Origin of the sequence: Citrobacter sp. CK198 (assembly GCF_030333295.1) — a bacterium.
Classification (GTDB): domain Bacteria; phylum Pseudomonadota; class Gammaproteobacteria; order Enterobacterales; family Enterobacteriaceae; genus Citrobacter_B; species Citrobacter_B koseri.
Map to the genome: position 1 here is coordinate 57416 of NZ_JAOWGE010000027.1, position 18819 is coordinate 76234.

Below are 18819 nucleotides of genomic sequence, written 5' to 3' on the forward strand. Positions count from 1 at the left end.
CGCACTCCTCAGATTGACAGCTTGTTGATGCGTTTGCCGCCATACAACAGGTTTACGATGGCACGCGTACCGACAATCGCGGTAAACATCGACGTCGCCACACCGATACCGGTAGTAATCGCGAACCCTTTAATTGCCCCGGTGCCGACTGCGTACAGGATGATGACTTTAATCAGCGTGGTGATGTTCGCATCGAAGATGGAACTGAACGCGCCTTTATAACCTTCATCAATCGCCTGCTGAACCGTACGCCCATTGCTCAACTCTTCTTTAATACGTTCGTTGATCAGTACGTTGGCGTCGACCGCCACCGCAAGGGTTAGCACGATACCGGCAATCCCCGGCATACTCAGCGTGGCCCCCGGCAGCAGCGACATGATACCGACAATCAATACCAGGTTGGCCACCAGCGCGCTTGTCGCAATCAGACCGAACTTCTTGTAGAAGAAGATCATGAACAGAATGGAGACCACCAGACCGGCCAGACACGCTTCCAGGCCCTGTTTGATGTTCTGCATACCCAGCGTCGGGCCGATAGTCCGTTCTTCAACAATCTGAATCGGCGCAATCAGCGCACCGGCGCGCAGCAGCAGAGAGAGCTGGCGAGCTTCGTTCGGGTTGTTGATACCGGTAATACGGAAGCTGTTGCCCAGGCGAGACTGGATGTTGGCGATGTTAATCACCTCTTCCTGCTTCACCAGTACCGCACGACCGTTGGCATCTTTCTTACCGCTGTCTTTGTACTCCACAAACAAGGTCGCCATCGGCTTGCCGATATTGTCTTTGGTGAAGTTAGACATGATGTTGCCACCTGCGCTATCCAGCGAGATGTTAACCTGCGGTTGGTTGTATTCGTCCTGGCTGGAAGTGGAGTCGGTGATATGGTCACCGGTCAGGATCACGCGTTTGTACAGCACAACCGGCTGGCCTTCGCGCGTCTGTTTCACTTCCGAGTCACCCGGTACGCGCCCGGATGCCGCCGCAGACTGGTCAACGTTGGTGTTTACCAGACGGAATTCGAGGGTCGCGGTAGCGCCCAGAATCTCTTTCGCACGCGCGGTATCCTGAATACCCGGCAGCTCAACGACGATGCGATCCGCACCCTGACGCTGGACAACCGGCTCAGCCACGCCCAATTGGTTTACACGGTTACGCAGAATGTTGATGTTCTGCTGAACGGCATATTCACGCGCTTCGCTCAGACGCGCATCAGACATGACCGCACGCAGCGCCGTATTGCCCTGGCTGGTAATCACCAGATCGCGGTGACGCCCGCTCAGATAAGAGATCGCTTCATCACGCGCTTTGTTATCGCGGAACGTGATGCTCAGACCGTAGTTATCTTCTTTGCGAACAGTGGTATAAGGAATGCCTTTTTCACGCAGGTCGCTGCGCAGGCTATCGATATTTTGCTCCTGAAGCTTACCTAACGCGGTGTCCATATCCACTTCCATCAGGAAGTGAACGCCGCCACGCAGGTCAAGGCCAAGTTTCATCGGCTCGGCTTTAATGGCCGCCAGCCAACGAGGCGTTGCCGGAGCAAGGTTAAGCGCCACGACGTATTTATCACCCAGCACGCCAACCAGCGCTTCACGGGCGCGCAGCTGGATGTCGGTGGTGTCGAAGCGCGCAAGAATAGCGCCCTCTTCCAGAGCCACAGACTTAGCGGTAATTTTTTCTTCTTGTAACGTTTTCTGGACCTGGATCAGCGTTTGCTCACTGGCGGCGACGCCGCGCGCGCCAGTGATTTGAACAGCCGGATCCTCACCATACAGGTTGGGAAGTGCGTAAAGCAGGCCGACGACAATCACGACGACCAGCATGATGTACTTCCACAAAGGATAACGGTTTAACACGGCAGTTCCCTTTGGGAAAACAATAGATTACAGCGCCTTCATAGTGCCTTTCGGCAGAACGGCAGCTACGAAGTCACGTTTGATAACCACTTCAGTGGTGTCATTCAGCGCGATAACGATGTAGCCGGATTCCGCTACTTTCGTTACGCGACCCACCAGGCCACCGTTAGTCAGCACTTCATCGCCTTTTGCGATGGAGCTCATCAGGTTTTTGTGTTCTTTGGTGCGCTTCTGCTGTGGACGCAGGATCATGAAGTAAAAAATCAGACCAAACACCACCAGCATCAAAATCAGAGACATCGGGCTGCCCTGCGCCGGAGCACCTGTTGCCGCTACCGCATCAGAAATAAAAAAGCTCATTAAATTTCCCTCATTATTAAAATTAATCAACGTTCAAAGGTGGAACAGGTCGACCCTGACGTTGGTAAAAATCGGTCACGAAGCTCTCTAATTTACCCTCTTCAATAGCCTTGCGTAAACCCGCCATCAAACGCTGGTAGTAACGCAGGTTATGAATCGTGTTGAGTCGCGCGCCCAATATTTCGTTGCAACGGTCGAGATGATGCAAGTAGGCACGCGAATAATTGCGACAGGTGTAGCAATCACACTCGGCATCGAGCGGGCTGGTGTCGCTTTTATGCTTCGCATTACGAATTTTCACCACGCCGTCAGTCACGAACAGGTGACCATTACGGGCATTGCGTGTTGGCATAACGCAGTCAAACATATCGATACCACGACGCACGCCTTCCACCAGATCTTCCGGTTTGCCGACGCCCATCAGGTAACGAGGTTTGTCCGCCGGGATTTGCGGGCAGACATGCTCCAGAATGCGGTGCATGTCTTCCTTCGGCTCACCCACAGCCAGACCGCCGACAGCGTAGCCATCAAAGCCAATCTCTACCAGACCTTTGACGGAGATATCGCGTAAATCTTCGTAAACGCTGCCCTGAATGATGCCAAAAAGCGCATTTTTGTTGCCCAAACCATCAAAACGGTCGCGGCTGCGTTTCGCCCAGCGTAAAGACATCTCCATAGAGCGTTTAGCATAGTCCCAGTCCGCCGGATACGGCGTACATTCGTCGAAAATCATGACGATATCGGAACCGAGATCATACTGAATCTCCATAGATTTTTCAGGATCGAGGAAAATCGGATCGCCGTTGATCGGGTTGCGGAAATGCACGCCCTGCTCGGTGATCTTGCGAATATCGCCGAGGCTGAACACCTGGAAACCGCCGGAGTCCGTCAGGATCGGGCCTTTCCACTGCATGAAATCATGCAGATCGCCATGCAGTTTCATGATTTCCTGACCCGGGCGCAGCCACAGGTGGAAGGTGTTACCGAGAATAATTTGTGCGCCGGTGGCTTCAACTTCTTCCGGCGTCATACCTTTAACGGTGCCATACGTACCGACGGGCATAAAAGCAGGCGTTTCCACTACGCCACGATCAAACACCAGGCGGCCACGGCGAGCGCGTCCGTCGGTAGTATCCAGTTCGAATTTCATTTTCTCTCCATACGCCAGAAAAACAGTCTGACGTTTAAACCTGTGCCGCGAACCTACTTCCCGACACGCTCATTCAAAGCCTGCGGATTGTACGTGATAAACATCGCGTCCCCGTAGCTAAAAAAGCGATAATTTTGTTCTACCGCAGCCTTGTACGCATTCATCGTGTGCTGATAACCCGCAAAAGCGGACACCAGCATAATCAGCGTCGATTCCGGCAGGTGGAAATTGGTCACCAGCGCATCAATCACTTTGTATTGATAACCTGGGTAGATGAAGATTTGCGTATCGCCGAAGAACGGTTCGATCAGGTCGTTTTTCGCCGCCTGCGCCGCACTCTCCAGCGAGCGTACCGAGGTGGTGCCCACCGCGATGATCCGATTGCCCCGCGCTTTTGCCGCCAGCACCGCATCAACCACCTCCTGCGGGACTTCGGCGTACTCCGAGTGCATGATGTGATCTTCAATGGTCTCCACACGCACCGGCTGGAACGTCCCCGCGCCGACGTGCAGCGTCACAAACGCCATCTCAATGCCTTTTTCGCGCAGCGCGGCCAGCAGCGGATCGTCAAAGTGCAAACCTGCGGTTGGCGCGGCAACGGCCCCCGGTTTTTCACTGTAGACCGTCTGATACAACTCACGGTCGGCGTCTTCATCCGGGCGGTCGATGTACGGCGGCAGCGGCATATGGCCGATCGCGTTGAGAATCTCCAGAACCGGGCGCGCGTCGTTGAACTCAACTTCAAACAGCGCGCCATGACGTGCGGTCATGGTGGCGTTAATGCTTTCGTCATCGCCCAACAGCAGTTCCGCGCCCGGTTTCGGCGCTTTGGAAGCACGAATATGCGCCAGAATACGTTTGTCATCCAGCATCCGCTCAACCAGCACTTCAATCTTGCCGCCGCTGGCTTTACGGCCAAACAGACGCGCCGGGATGACGCGGGTATTATTAAAGACCAGCAGATCGCCAGGGTTGAGCTTATCGAGCAGATCGGTGAAAGTACCGTGCGTCAGCGCGCCCGTCGGCCCGTCCAGTGACAGCAAGCGGCAACGACTGCGCTCAGGCTGCGGATAGTGGGCAATCAGGGATTCGGGTAATTCAAAGGAAAAATCGGTAACGCGCATGACACTGACTCAGACTAAAATAAGAGGCGGGTAGTCTAGTGCCGGGGCGCGCTCCCTGCAACCGTTACCCCTCAAGTTAAGAGATATAAGCTATAGACAAAATCATTCAGGATGCATCGAGGCGGCAACTGAATGAGTCTCCAGGCGCTTACTCAAGTAAGTCGCTGGGGTGAGGCCCGGGGATGGGCCGAGTAACTCGCAGCCAACAAAGAGGCAGTTTGAAGGATGAAGTGGATATGAATTTTCTTGCACACCTGCACTTAGCGCATCTCGCCGACAGCTCGCTTTCCGGCAATTTACTGGCTGATTTTGTTCGGGGAAACCCGGAGGCGAATTTTCCCCCTGACGTGGTGGAAGGGATTTATATGCATCGGCGGATTGACGTCATGACCGATAATCTGCCGGAAGTGCGTGAAGCGCGGGAATGGTTTCGCAGCGAAACCCGTCGTGTAGCCCCCATCACTCTGGATGTGATGTGGGACCACTTCCTGTCGCGCCACTGGGCGACAATATCTCCCGATTTCCCGTTGCAGGCGTTCGTGGGCTACGCCCATGCGCAGGTCAGCACTATTTTGCCCGACTCGCCGCCGCGTTTTGTGAATCTGAACGATTATCTGTGGTCGGAAAAGTGGCTGGAGCGTTATCGCGATATGGATTTTATCCAGAATGTCCTCAACGGGATGGCGAATCGCCGCCCACGCCTCGATGCCCTGCGCGACTCCTGGTATGATCTGGATGCGCACTACGATGCGTTAGAAGCGCGCTTCTGGCGCTTCTACCCGCGCATGATGGCACAGGCGCGTCAGAAATCGCTTTAGTTGCCTGATAAGCGTAACGCCATCAGGCAAAAAATTGATAGGTGAAACCTGTCTCATTGATTGTCAGCACCGCGTTGAGTTGCCCTCTTCCCCTCCCTATACTTGCCCGCGTTGCGTTCCAAACCCCTTAACTTTGCAGGAGTATTTATATGGTACTGGTTACTCGTCAGGCCCCGGGCTTCACAGCAGCCGCCGTACTGGGTAGCGGTGAGATCGTTGAAAACTTCAACTTCAAACAGCACACCAACGGCAAAGCAACCGTTCTGTTCTTCTGGCCGATGGACTTCACCTTCGTTTGCCCGTCTGAACTGATTGCTTTCGACAAACGTTATGAAGAGTTCCAGGCGCGTGGCGTAGAAGTTGTCGGCGTTTCTTTTGACTCTGAATTCGTCCACAACGCATGGCGTAACACCCCTGTCGATAAAGGCGGCATCGGTGCAGTGAAATACGCAATGGTTGCTGACGTGAAGCGTGAAATCCAGAAAGCCTACGGTATCGAACACCCGGAAGCGGGCGTTGCCCTGCGCGGTTCTTTCCTGATCGACGCCAACGGCGTGGTTCGTCACCAGGTGGTTAACGATCTGCCGCTGGGCCGTAACATCGACGAAATGCTGCGTATGGTTGACGCGTTGCAGTTCCACGAAGAGCACGGCGAAGTGTGCCCGGCACAGTGGGAAAAAGGCAAAGAAGGGATGAACGCCTCTCCAGACGGCGTGGCAAAATACCTGACTGAAAACGTCGCCAGCCTGTAATCGGCTCGAATTGAAAAAAGCTCGCTATGGCGAGCTTTTTTATTGCGCTTATCAGGCCTATGGATTTTTGTAGGCCGGATAAGGCGTTCCGCCGCCATCCGGCGTAGTGCCCGGTGGCACGCCGTTTACCGGGCCTACAAACATGTCGCGTTTACGCCGCGCCGTCCTTTTTCACCTCGCGCCAGATTCGCCACGCCATCACCAACAGTACCGCGACGCCAGCAATCAATGCCCCCCACACCAGTAACGTTTTCCAGCGGCTTTGCTGCTCCGCAGCCGACGTTGCCGTCAGCCGCGCCTCACCGCCCAGCGTTACGCGCTGCTGCGTCATCGCCCAGGGCAGGTCGTTAACATCCTGCGTTTTGCGCAGCGACGCCGGGATCAGCATATCCAGCTCAACATCGGCTTTTTCCGCCGCCCGGTTTCCCCAGGCCAGCATATACGGGCCTTTCCCCTGCGTATTGAACACCAGTTGATAACTGTCCCGCGCGCCGCTCAGCGCAGGCAGCGTCTCCGGCAATCTGGCGTTGATGGTGGTCATACGGATAGCTTCAACCTGTTGACCTGAAAGAAGAATATCCTCCGAACGCTTCCCGTCAAGGCGGTACAGGATCGTTTTCGTCAGCGGACGCCACGCCTCTTTTTCCCCGCCGCGCCATGCCAGCTCAACCGGTAAAACGCCCTCGTTTTCCAGCGCAATTCTGAGCGACGTCAGCGGCTGCGGCTGATTCCAGCGCCATACGGCTTCTGTTTCTGACACTTTCTTTGCGTGGGCCTCCAGCGCAATACGCTCCGATGCCGGTTCTCCGCTGTCCGCAATGGCGCTTACGCTGTTTAACGTCAGCGGCGGACTTTGCGAATCGAGAATCACCAGCAGGTAGCGACGGCCTTCCGCAGAGAGCGTCAGGCTGGCGCTGATGGTGTCCATTTTCAGCCGATCGTTATCGCGCGTCAGATCCATCAGCGGCGCGTCTTCTTGCACGGGTTGCCAGTAACGTAAATCACGGCTGGCATAAACGGACGCCTTCCCCTGCCAGTTGCCCGCAGGCGTGTTCCAGTTCAGGCGCAGTTGCGCCAGCGAAAAGGCCGCCGTCATCTCTTCCGGCAAAGTCAGTAAATAGCTCTGCCCAACCGCGTTAACGTCATCGCTTTCCAGATGAATTTCCACGCCGGTCTTTGAACGCAAGACAAAGGATTCGCTTCCACGGCGCTCCCCTTCCCGCGGTGATACTGGCGACATATCCAGAGGAAAAAGCCGCAGCGCCACCGTCTCTGGCGTGACAGACGGCGTTTTCTGCGCCGTCAGCGCAAAGGGCACCGTATCGCCCTGGCGGTTAAAAACCCGCACATCGCGTAAATCCGGCCAGGCGCTTTGTTGGTAAAGCGCCAGCGGCAGCGAAACGCGATACCACGGCGATGAACCCGTCGCTTCCAGCATCATGCCGGTGGCGTAATCCTGCGGCGTTTCCGGGGCTTCATCACGGCTGAACGCCGGCCACGCCACACTCAGCAACGCGCTCCAGACTACCGCTTTCATCCATTTCATTTTTCTTCTCCTGCTTTGGGCGGTAACGGTGAGAAATACCCGACGATAAGTACCAGGATCGCCACGCCGATAAAAGCGATGGCGCGCGCCAGCCCGCCGCCGCGCGCGCTATCCACCAGCATCAGTTTAACAATGACGATCCCCAAAAGCACCGCGCCGCATAACCATTCCCGCCGCGAACGGCGACGGGTCGCGAGCAACATCATAATTAACGCCGTCAGCATCCAGAACAGGGCGAAGCAGGTCTGGATCAACCGCGAATGCCACAATGTTTCCATGCTCCACGCCACCTCGCCATACCACGCCAGCGCCCGCATCAGCCCTCCGTTCAACCACCAGAATGCGAGCGCCGCCAGCACCACAGGCGCCCATGCGTGATATTTCACTAACGGCGACGGCAGAAAACGACGAGAGAAACGCGCAAGGAGGAACAATCCCAGCAAGGCGAAAGCGGCTCCCTCCTCAAGCGGGTTCACCACTGGCAGATAGCGCTGTTGGAAAACCACGCCATCCTGTAAATTCGCCAGCACCAGAAGCAACAGCAGGATCACTGCCACGGGCGCCAGCGCCAGCGCGCCGTACAACGCAGGCCAGCATTTGAACGGCCACAAATCGCGGCGCAGCGCGGCGTGTACCAGCAGTATGACGATTCCGCCCGCCGCCATCATCAACCCGCTGCGCCAGGCGTCCATTCCCCACGGCAACGACTGCACAAACCAGAACAGCTCCATCCCGAGCGCTAAAAGCACCATCCAGAACAAGGATAAATGCAGCGTCCGGGAGATGCGCGGCGGCAGATGCGCATCATCACGATAAAGCATGAGCACCGCACAAGGCAGCGCCACGCACCACGCCAAATTTTGCCAGCCTGCGGCAAAAATCTGGCGTTCTTCAATCTGGTACAGCAATGCCAGCAGCATCGCAGGCCACAGCAGCCAGGGGCTGTAACCTAACGCCCGCCAGGCGAGCCGCCCGCTCAGATAACGCCATAGCCAGGCGGACGCGGCGAGTAGCGCCAGCACGCCAGACCATTCGGCAGCATAACGCGCCAGCGCCAGTTGCGAGGCGCCCGTCAGCGCGACGATCCAGAAGGCGATGCCGCCCGCCAGCAGCGCCCAACCGACCTCCTTCTTCTCGCTGCGCCACAGCCACGCGCCGCCCAGCCAGCACAAACTCAGCACGGCGAAGATCATCATCACCGTCAGCGGCGCGGCGTCATCGGCCAGCGCCCACAGCGCGCTGCCCACAGCCAGTAGCATGAGCGCAGTGCCGCTATAGCTCATCCGCCGCTGCTGTTGCTGCATACCCAGCCACAATACGCCAAGCCCCTCCAGCGCCCAGGCCATTGCCGTCCAGCGCGCCGAAAGCGCCAGCGGGATGGCAAGGGTGGTAAACGCGCCGCCCAACGCGAGCGCCGCCAGCACCAGCGGCCTTCCCATCGACGGGTAGCGGCGCAGCGCCAGCCACGCCAGCGCCATATAGAACGCGCCGTAGCCCAGCGCACTGAGCGCCGGACCATAATCCATATGTTGGGTAATGGCGTACTGCATGCCAAACCCAACCAGCGGCGGCGCAAACAACAGCACGCCATCAACAATATGTTTGCCTTTTTCCTGCGCCCGCAGCGACAGCGCCACGCTCAGCACACCGAAAATAATGATATTGGCAATCAGGAAAAGCTGGCAGTTGAGCCAGTATTCAGGCCGGTAGTCACTGACACCCCACAGGCCGCCGACCCCGAAAGTGAATAATAACCCCAGCAGATTAAGCTCACGCCAGTGCTGCCAGACGCTTATGGCAAGAATGCCTGCCGACAGCAGGAGATAGAACGAGAACAGCGCCACATAGTTCCCGCTGCCCGTCGACAGCAGCAGCGGCGCAAGATAACCACCCAGGCTGGCCAGCATCGCCAGGCTAAGCGCTTTTTGCAAAATAGCCAGCCCTACGCTTGCGGCGCAAATCAGCACCAGCAGCGCAAACGCCAGCGTCATCGGCAGCATTTGCCACAGCCGGAATGCGCCAAAGACGGTCAGATAGAGCACGCCTGTCGCGCCGCCTTGCAGGATCAGCGCATAGACCGGCTGTTTGCGTCGCAAACGCCAGCCTGTCGCGAGCAGCACTACGGCACACAGCGCCGCAGTGACAAGACGCAGTTCAAGCGGAAACAGCGCGTGTTCAACCGTATAACGCAACAGGAAGGATAAACCGAAAAAGAGGAGCAGAATGCCCAGCTTCGCCAGCGGATTTCCCTGCATAAACCAGCGCGCCAGCGAGGTGAAAACGCCGCCGAACGCGGAAGGTTTCGCCGTTTTCGCAGGCGCCGGGAGCGGTTTTGCGAGGGTTTCCTGCGCAGCCCAGGGATTTTCCGGCTCAGGTATGGCCGCTTCGATGGCATCAGGCGGCGATGGCGCGACACGCTCTTTCGCAGGTAGCGAAGGTTCCGCCGTCACCTGTACCGCAGGCGCTTCTCCCGCACGCTGCTGTTCAAGTTGCTCAACCCGTCGGCGCAACACCGCCAGTTCAAAGCGAACCGCCGCGCTGCGGTTGAGCGCGACAATCGCGAGAATGGGAACCACCACCAGCGCGAAGAATAAAACAATGCAGCCAAGGATTAAAAGCTCATCCATGTTTCCACCTTCACTGTACAAGGACAGACCAGAATGACATAGATTATTACATTTTTGCCATCCCTGAAGGTGAAAATGCCGGATCGCGGCGTAAACCAGAACGCGGCTTCGGGGCGAATAGAGCCGACCATTTTTAATGCATTATTGAGGAAATGAACCATGCTAATGACGTGGTTATTTCATCTTATTTTGCATAACAGACACCCTCAAAAAAATGCCATGCTTTGGTCTAAATTATTCACTGGCATTGTTTTTCGACAGTCTGTACAACGTACTTATTTCATTTTCAGGATATTTTCAGATCATGCGAATCAATCTGGACGTTCTGCTCATTCTTGATGCTATCGACAAACACGGCTCGTTTGCCGCTGCGGCCGGGTCGCTGTTTAAAACCCCCGCGGCGCTTAGCTATATGATTCAGAAACTGGAAAACGATCTCGATATTGAGCTTCTCGATCGCTCCGGCCACCGGGCGAAATTTACCGATACCGGACGAATGATGCTGGAAAAAGGACGTCTGCTGCTCAACGCCGCAAAAGACCTGGAGAAACAAGCCGTGCAGTTAAGCTCTGGCTGGGAAAAAGAACTGGCGATAGCGCTGGATGATTCCTTCCCTTTCGAGACGCTGCTGCCCGTTATTGATGCGTTTTATGCGCTGAATAAGCAAACGCGCCTCAATTTTACACACCATACGCTGGCGGGATCGTGGGAAGAGCTGACGCACAACGGCGCGGACATCATTCTCGGCGCAATTAACGAGCCTCCGACCTCCGCCGCCTGGTCATATAAAATGCTCGGCACCCTGGACAACGTATTTGTGGTCGCGCCTTCGCACCCGCTGGCCGCCGCCACGGACGGTCTGACCAATGAGCAACTCTGTCTGCACCGGGCGGTGGTGATCAGCGACAGCGCCCGCTTCTGCCATCCCCTGCAATCCAATTTAATGGATGAGCAGCCGCAAATTCGCGTGGATGACTTCGACAGCAAAGTGACGCTGCTGCGCGCCGGTTTAGGGTGTGGATTCCTCCCCCGCCATATTGTCAGACCGTGGCTTGCCACCGGCGAGCTGGTGGAAAAATCCGTCATCTCTTTTCGGCAGAAAGATGTCGCCTATATGGCATGGCGCAACCACAGCGACGGTCTGGCGCAGCGCTGGTGGCGAGAAGCTCTGCTCGCCAGCCCGGAAGTCGCGCAGCTCTATCAGTGATTCACCCAGACCGTAGCGGAAATGGCAGGCAGGCTGAGAACGCCCTCAGCCAGTTGGCCTTTCCCCTCTTTGCCTCGCCATTCGCTGACGTTAAGCAACGGTGAGGCAGGCAATACGACCTCACAGGCCTCGCCCCGGTTGATCGCCACCAGTACGCGCTGCTGGTGATAGACTCGCACAAAGACCACCACATCTTCTTCGGCATAAATCACCTGGCAACCGCCGTGACGTAGCGCCTGCGTGCGCTGGCGAAGTTTCCCCAGACGCTGGTACAGCGCCAACAGCGTGGCATCCTGTTTTTCAACCTGCCACGGGAACGGCTTACGACAGAACGGATCGTTATTGCCGTCCAGCCCCACTTCATCGCCGTAATAGATGCAGGGAACGCCAGGCCAGGTAAACAGCCAGACGACCGCCAGCGGCAAACGCGCCACGTCTTTGCCCAGCAGCGATTTGAAACGGGCGGTATCGTGGCTGTCCAGTTGGTTAAACATCCGTAACTGCTGCTGATGCGACAGACCAGCACGGTAGTTATCCATCCAGGCGATGCAGGTTTGCGCGTCAATGTGCTGCGGATCGTAAGAGATATCGGTATTGGCGAGAAATCCCCACAGCGGGAAAGTGAAGCCGCGATAGTTCATGGCGGCGTCTTCCGCATCCGCCTGGAGCCATTGCCGTGCATCGCCAAAATGCTCGCCAACGATATAGGCGTCAGGCTGCGTCTCTTTTGCCGCCTGCGTAATGCCGGCAACGTGTTGCAGGTTATTGCGCGCGCCTCCGGCCTCGCCCAGCATATGCACCACATCAAGCCGCCAGCCGTCCATATGCCACGGCGCTTTCAGCCAGTGACGCACAATGCTGTCTTCACCGCGGTAGATTTCATTGACCAGGCTTTCCGACTGGAAATCCAGCTTGGGCAGACTCGGATACCCCAGCCAGTCCAGCGCCACGCCCTCCGGGGAGAAAGAGTACCAGTCACGCCAGGGCGAATCCGGGTTGTGGCATGCGCCGCCGCTTCCCCGATTATGCCTGTCAAACCAGGCGTGCGAGTCGCCGCTATGGTTAAAGACGCCGTCCAGCACCAGGCGCATTCCCTGCTGCTGCGTATGCTGCCGCAGGCGCAACAGCGCCCGATCGCCGCCAAACTGCGGATCAACGTGACGATAATCTTCCGTATCGTATTTATGGACGCTTGGCGCGCTAAAGACCGGGTTCAGGTACAGCGCCGTCACCCCCAGTTTTTTCAGGTACGGCAGTTTCTCGCTGATCCCGTCCAGATCGCCGCCGTAGAACGTCGATCCCCCGGCCTGCGCAGTCACCGGATCGTCCCAGTCGTGCAAGACGATATCCTGACCGGCGGCATGATGGTAATAGACATTATCCTGTTCCGCTTCGCGCGGCTGGCTGCGGGCAAAGCGATCCGGGAAGATTTGATAGAAAATCTGATCGGCGACCCATTGTGGGCCATTATCCGGCACATCGACGGCAAACTGCTCCAGCCGCGCGGGCGGGAAACGGCTAAATCCCTGCGGCGTGAACCACAGCTGGCGATCGTGCCAGAGCAGCTTAAAGCTGTAGCGACGGCGCGGCTGTCCGCTGGCGAGATCGATCGCCGCCCGCCACGCCGTGACGCCCGGTTGCGGTTGACTGCGCAGCCGATGCATCGCCAGCGAGATTTCTTCATTATCGTTCTCAGCGCGTAGCGTCACACGCTGGGGCGGGTTTTCCCCGCTCAGCCATAACGTTATGGTCAGTTGTTCTTTGTTTTGCTTAACAAATGGGGCAACCGGAAGGTGCCAGGCGTTCAACATCACGTATCCCCTTTGATGAAAATGAAGCCACCTTGCCATAGCGACATCAAGGATAACTCATCATCTTAATGTTTATTGGGGGAGGAGTCCGGGGGAGGATATTGTTTGATACTGCCGGGCGGCGGCTTCGCCTGACCCGGCCTACAGGCAACCGTAGGCCGGATAAGCGTTAGCGCCATCCGGCGGGGAATCACCCCACTTCAGCCAGTTGGCGGTCGCGGCGGCGTTTAAACATCCAGCCGACCAACAGCAGTGCGATCCAGGCGAAACCGACGTACAGCGAAATACGGGTATCTGGATGGTAGCCGATAAGCGCGATAATAAAGACCAGGAAGATCAGGCCCGTAACGGTTGTCGCCACGCCGCCCGGCACTTTAAATTTCAGCGCCTTCACCTCATCCGGCGGCAGACGGCGGCGGAACGCAATCTGCGACAGCAGGATCATAATCCATACCCATACCGTGGCAAAGGTCGCCAGCGAAGCAATCACCAGGAAGACGTTTTCCGGCATGATGTAGTTCAGGTAAACCGCGAACAGCAGCGCAATGGTCATCACCATAACCGTCACCCACGGAATACCGCGACGCGACGTTTTAGCGAACACTTTCGGCGCACTGCCCTGCTCCGCCATACCGTGCAGCATACGTCCCACGCCGAACACGTCGGAGTTAATCGCCGACAGCGAAGCGGTCAGCACCACAAAGTTCAGGATGCTGGCGGCAAACGTAATGCCAAGATGCTGGAAGGTCAGGACGAACGGGCTGCCGTTGGTGCCAACCTGGTTCCACGGGTAGATAGACATGATGACAAACAGCGTGCCCACGTAGAACACCAGAATACGCATCGGCACGGAATTGATGGCGCGCGGAATAGATTTTTCCGGGTCTTTCGCTTCTCCGGCGGTGATGCCGATAATTTCAATCCCGCCGTAAGCGAACATCACCATTTGCAGCGACATCACCATCCCCAGCCAGCCATTGCTGAAGAACCCACCGTTGCTCCACAGGTTGTGGACCCCGGTCGGCTGCCCGCCGTTGCCAATCCCCCAGATAATGATGCCGAAGCCGGCGACAATCATGATGATGATAGTGGCGACTTTAAAGAACGAGAACCAGAATTCCAGTTCGCCGAATACCTTCACGCTCATCAGGTTGATGGCGCAGATAAGTAGCACCACGCTCAGCACCCAGATCCAGTGCGGCACCGCAGGGAACCAGACTCCCATATAGATACCGAAGGCGGTCACGTCAGCAATGGCGACAATCAGAATTTCAAAACAGTAAGTCCAGCCGGTAATGTAACCGGCGAGCGGGCCGAGGTTTTCCTGCGCATAGCGCGAGAACGAGCTGGCGGCGGGGTTATGCACGGACATTTCGCCCAGCGCGCGCATAATAATGTACGCCGCGACCCCGCCGATAATGTAGGCCAGCAACACGCTTGGCCCGGCCATTTTGATGGCGTCTGCCGAGCCATAAAATAATCCGGTGCCAATTGCCGATCCCAATGCCATAAAGCGAATGTGCCGGGTGCTCAGCCCACGCTTTAGCTTGTTATTGCTTTCCATCAATTCCGAACCCATCAAAATAATAAAAAAACCACGGGGCCTGTAGCCCCGTGGTTAAAACATACTGTCAGTGATCTTAGTGAGCGCTGGAGGTCACTTGTCGACCTGCTGCGCGATCCCAGATAATTGCCAGAACAACCATCACCACTGTTGGCATCAACCACGCCAGCCCCTGTTCCGCCAGCGGTAAACGCTGGGTCCAGGCCGGTAAGATGTCACCAATCGCAGAGGCTTTAATCCCGTCAAGGATACCAAAAACCAGGCTGATAAACATCGCCGGAGCAATGACGCGGGAAGAATTATGCCACCATGAGCGGGTAAAGCTTAATACAACCAGTGCGATACACGGCGGATAGATGGCTGTCAGCACCGGAATAGAAATCTGAATCAGATGGCTCAGACCCAGATTCGATACCACCATTGAGAAGCCGCCCAGAATAAACACCAGCGTGCGATAAGAGAGTGGGACGTACTGCGCAAAGAACTCCGCACATGCGCAGGTCAGGCCAACCGCCGTCACCAGACAGGCGATGAAAATCAGCGCCGCCAGCAGCAGGCTACCCGCGCCGCCGAAGGTATGCTGAACGTAAGCGTGCAGAATTGCCGCGCCGTTAGCAGACTGATCGACCAGCGTCGCGCTATCCGATCCCAGACGGAACAGCGCAAGGTACAGCAGCGTCAAACCCACACCCGCCATCAGACCCGCCCAGACGGTATAACGGGTCAGCAGACGCGCTTCTTTAACGCCGCGCGAGCGCGCCGCATTGACGATAACGATACCAAACACCATTGCGCCCAGCGTATCCATCGTCAGATAGCCATTCACAAAGCCATTAGAGAACGCCGCGTTCTGGTAGGCATCCATCGCGTCGCTAATCGGGCCGGCAGGCCAGATGATTGCCGCAACGGAGAGAATAATCAGCGCGATGATTTTCAGCGGCGCCAGGAAGTTACCCACCGTGTCCAGCAGTTTGCCCGGATAGAGCGATACCAGAATCACAATGGCGAAATACACCAGGCTGTAGATAAACAGCGGCAGTGCGGAATCGCCGGTCAGCGGCGCAATCCCGACTTCAAAGGAGACGGTCGCCGTACGCGGCGTTGCGAATAACGGCCCCACCGCCAGATAACAGACGGTCGCCAGCAGAACGCCAGCCACTTTACCAATCGGGGTGCTCAGGCTATCAACGCCGCCGCCGACTTTCGCCAGCGCCACAACGGTAAGTACCGGAAGACCAACGGCAGTAATCAGAAAGCCGAACGCCGCAGTCCAGACGTGTTCGCCTGCCTGCAAACCGACCATCGGCGGAAAGATAATATTGCCTGCGCCAACGAACAGCGCAAATGTCATAAAGCCCAGAGCGATAATATCGCGCGATTTTAACTGATGGGTCATAAAGTTTTACTGCCTGTGGATGTGGTGTTGAAAACGTTAAATTTTCTGCCCTTCCCTGCGGGACGATACAGCGGCATTTTTAAGCAATTCCAGCGGGATATGCTCCTGGGCTGGCGCGGCGAAGAATAGTTTTTCGATTTACCGCGTAAATGCAGTCGGTATGACAGCATCTGGAGCGCAATTTAAACGCTTATAACGTTTTAAAGCAAGGTGAGATCCAAAAACCAGAAGAATATAGCGATATGAAATTAGCAACCAGTACAAAACGCTATCCATAAGAAAAAGTCATGGCTAATCATGCGAACAAAAAAGCATCAGACGTTGAAAAATTCAGCGGAGTCTTCTTTACTGCAAAGAAAATAAGCCAGCATCCGCTGGCTTATGGAAAGCTAACCTTACGAACCACAATTAAGCGCAATTTTTGGCAATTAATCGTTCCGGCAGCACAAAGCTGAAGCGCGTCCCTTTACCCGGCGAACTGTCGATAATCAATCGACTCTCGTGATGATTCAGCGCATGTTTCACAATCGCCAGACCTAATCCGCTTCCCCCGGTTTGCCGCGACCGCGCTTTGTCCACACGGTAGAAACGCTCCGTCAGACGCGGAATATGCTCAGGCGCAATCCCCGGCCCGTTATCTTCCACGCTGAACTCCGCACCGTGGGTCACATGCTGCCAGCGCACGGTAATATGCGTTCCCGCAGGCGTATGATTTACCGCGTTATAGACCAGGTTCGAAATCGCGCTGCGCAACTGTTCTTCGTTGCCCAATACGCTCAGCCGGGCATCCACTTCAAACGTAAAGGTGTGTTTCTGCTGGCTGAGCGCCTGCGCCTCACGCTCAACAACGCGCAGCATCATCGGCACGTCCACCCTTTCGTTCAACAGCAGCGCGGGCGCCGCCTCAATTTTCGACAGCGTCAGCAGTTGTTTCACCAGCCCTTCCATCCGGTGCGTTTGCTCACGCATCGTATGCAGCGCCTTCTCCCGCGTCGCGCCTTCCAGAGGCTGCTCCTGCATCATCTCCAGATAGCCCTGCAAGACGGTGAGCGGCGTGCGTAGTTCATGGCTGACGTTTGCGAAGAAATTGCGCCGCGCGCCTTCAAGCTGGTGCATCTGCGTCACGTCGCGCGCGACCATCAACAGTTGCTGATCGGTATAGGGCATCACGCGGATCTCCAGATGCCGCCCGGTGTTGAGCACCAGGTTGAGCGGCCGGATAAAATCGCGTGTTTTGAGATACTGCGTAAATTCCGGGTAGCGCAGCAGGTTCAGAATGTTTTGCCCGTTGTCGTCCGGCCAGCGCAGCCCAAGCACCTGTTGCGCCAGCCCGTTACACCAGAAAATCCCGCCGTCTTCGGTTGTCAGCACCACCGCGTCGGGGAGGGATTCCGCCCCGCTGCGAAAGCGTTTAATCAGGTTTCCCAGTTCGCGACGCCGCTTTTTATTACGCAACTGCATCTGGTGCAGACCGTACAGCAGCGGCTCCCAGCTCCCGCGTCCCGGCGGCGGCGTCATACTCATATCGACCCACAGCCACCAGGAGAGGCGCAATAAATTCCAGAAATGCCAGATCAGCAATCCCGTTACCGACGCCAGTAAAAACCAGGGCAGATAACCAAAAAAAGCACTGAGGATAAAAGCGGGGATGCAGCAGAGGATCAGCTCCAGCACCAGCCTTTTCCATGACAGCCGTTCCAGCACGCGTCACACTCCCTTCAGAATAGTAAACCCGCCCGCCACACCGAGATGCCGGTCTGGCGGCAAGGTATTAAAAACGGGTCGAAAAGCGATACCCGGTTCCGCGTACCGTTTGCACCATACGATCGTGACCGCTGTGCTCCAGCGCTTTACGCAAACGACGAATATGCACATCGACCGTACGGTCTTCAACATACACATTCGTTCCCCAGACATGGTTGAGGAGCTGCTCGCGACTGTAGACGCGCTCAGGGTGCGTCATAAAGAAGTGTAACAATTTAAATTCGGTCGGCCCCATATCGAGCGGATTTTCCCCGGTCATCACGCGGTGCGAGGTTGGATCGAGGCTAAGCCCCTGCATCTCAATCACCTCTTCTACCGCCATCGGCGAAATGCGGCGCATCACAGCTTTGATACGCGCCACCAGCTCTTTAGGGGAAAACGGCTTGGTGACATAGTCATCCGCCCCGGTTTCCAGCCCGCGCACGCGGTCTTCCTCTTCGCCTCTTGCCGTCAGCATAACCACAGGGATATCCCGGGTCATCGCTTCACGCTTGAGGTGTTTAATAAACTGAAGGCCCGACCCGCCGGGCAACATCCAGTCAAGGAGGATTAAATCCGGCCAGGGTTCATTCAGTTGGTTCACAGCACTGTCATAATCTTCGGCTTCTACTGGCTGAAAGCCATTTTGCTCGAGCACGAAGCAGACCATTTCACGAATTGGAGCTTCATCTTCTACGACCAGAATACGTCTCGCCATGATTTGCCCTGTTTAAATAAGTCGTTGTCATCAATGCGGCGCCATTATGCGTCAGATTTATGACAGATTTATGAAAAAGATAGTCGACATTCGGCTCAGGTTATTGATTTATGACAGTCACGAAACAAGATATTACCGTTCCCGACG

At 56.2% G+C, this 18819-nt stretch carries 14 protein-coding genes; 3 read left to right on the top strand and 11 right to left on the bottom strand.

Annotated features, from left to right (window positions below):
* Nucleotides 1-8: 8 nt before the first annotated feature.
* The 4 genes from secD to queA are packed head-to-tail and all read right to left on the bottom strand — an operon-like array spanning nt 9 to nt 4490.
* Complete coding sequence (secD, locus tag OGY62_RS05345) at nt 9-1856, bottom strand: protein translocase subunit SecD (protein WP_102987559.1); 1848 nt, start codon at nt 1854-1856, stop codon at nt 9-11.
* Between the two features lie 27 nt (nt 1857-1883).
* Nucleotides 1884-2216, bottom strand: coding sequence for a preprotein translocase subunit YajC (gene yajC / locus OGY62_RS05350; RefSeq protein ID WP_012133573.1), 333 nt, complete (start codon nt 2214-2216; stop codon nt 1884-1886).
* Nucleotides 2217-2238: 22 nt separating this feature from the next.
* On the bottom strand, nt 2239-3366 hold the full coding sequence (tgt, locus tag OGY62_RS05355) for a tRNA guanosine(34) transglycosylase Tgt (protein ID WP_012133574.1): 1128 nt from the start codon (nt 3364-3366) through the stop codon (nt 2239-2241).
* Between the two features lie 53 nt (nt 3367-3419).
* Entirely contained in the window at nt 3420-4490 is a 1071-nt protein-coding gene (queA, locus tag OGY62_RS05360; protein ID WP_012133575.1) for a tRNA preQ1(34) S-adenosylmethionine ribosyltransferase-isomerase QueA, read from the bottom strand.
* Nucleotides 4491-4726: 236 nt separating this feature from the next.
* Here queA and acpH point away from each other — a divergent pair, with 236 nt between their 5' ends.
* Both acpH and OGY62_RS05370 read left to right on the top strand, forming a co-directional pair.
* Nucleotides 4727-5308: an ACP phosphodiesterase gene (acpH, locus tag OGY62_RS05365; RefSeq protein WP_049009713.1), complete on the top strand. Its 582-nt coding sequence runs from the start codon at nt 4727-4729 to the stop codon at nt 5306-5308.
* Nucleotides 5309-5457: 149 nt separating this feature from the next.
* Entirely contained in the window at nt 5458-6060 is a 603-nt protein-coding gene (locus OGY62_RS05370) for a peroxiredoxin (RefSeq protein WP_286459292.1), read from the top strand.
* A 151-nt stretch (nt 6061-6211) separates the two neighbouring features.
* Here OGY62_RS05370 and OGY62_RS05375 read toward each other — a convergent pair whose 3' ends face one another.
* Nucleotides 6212-7606 (bottom strand): DUF3999 domain-containing protein, encoded by a 1395-nt coding sequence (locus OGY62_RS05375; RefSeq protein WP_248622856.1) that lies wholly within the window; start codon nt 7604-7606, stop codon nt 6212-6214.
* Nucleotides 7603-10233, bottom strand: coding sequence for a DUF2339 domain-containing protein (locus tag OGY62_RS05380; protein WP_286459294.1), 2631 nt, complete (start codon nt 10231-10233; stop codon nt 7603-7605). Before OGY62_RS05380 ends, OGY62_RS05375 begins: the two co-directional genes overlap by 4 nt.
* 304 nt (nt 10234-10537) lie before the next feature.
* Between OGY62_RS05380 and OGY62_RS05385 the strand changes: the two genes are divergently transcribed.
* On the top strand, nt 10538-11440 hold the full coding sequence (locus OGY62_RS05385) for a LysR family transcriptional regulator (RefSeq protein WP_024130600.1): 903 nt from the start codon (nt 10538-10540) through the stop codon (nt 11438-11440).
* Here OGY62_RS05385 and malZ read toward each other — a convergent pair.
* The 5 genes from malZ to phoB all read right to left on the bottom strand — a co-directional run bounded on the left by malZ (nt 11434) and on the right by phoB (nt 18672).
* Nucleotides 11434-13251: a maltodextrin glucosidase gene (gene malZ / locus OGY62_RS05390; protein ID WP_048902404.1), complete on the bottom strand. Its 1818-nt coding sequence runs from the start codon at nt 13249-13251 to the stop codon at nt 11434-11436. The genes OGY62_RS05385 and malZ overlap by 7 nt on opposite strands.
* A 190-nt stretch (nt 13252-13441) precedes the next feature.
* Nucleotides 13442-14815 (bottom strand): proline-specific permease ProY, encoded by a 1374-nt coding sequence (gene proY, locus OGY62_RS05395; protein WP_049009677.1) that lies wholly within the window; start codon nt 14813-14815, stop codon nt 13442-13444.
* Between the two features lie 76 nt (nt 14816-14891).
* The gene (brnQ, locus tag OGY62_RS05400; protein ID WP_012133587.1) at nt 14892-16211 is read right to left on the bottom strand and encodes a branched-chain amino acid transporter carrier protein BrnQ; all 1320 of its coding nucleotides are present in this window, start codon (nt 16209-16211) and stop codon (nt 14892-14894) included.
* 408 nt (nt 16212-16619) lie between these two features.
* Nucleotides 16620-17915 carry a phosphate regulon sensor histidine kinase PhoR gene (gene phoR, locus OGY62_RS05405; RefSeq protein ID WP_012133590.1) on the bottom strand — a complete coding sequence of 432 codons (1296 nt, stop codon included), beginning with the start codon at nt 17913-17915 and terminating at the stop codon, nt 16620-16622.
* Nucleotides 17916-17982: 67 nt separating this feature from the next.
* Nucleotides 17983-18672, bottom strand: a complete 690-nt coding sequence (gene phoB / locus OGY62_RS05410; protein WP_012133591.1) for a phosphate response regulator transcription factor PhoB — start codon at nt 18670-18672, stop codon at nt 17983-17985.
* Nucleotides 18673-18819: the final 147 nt, after the last annotated feature.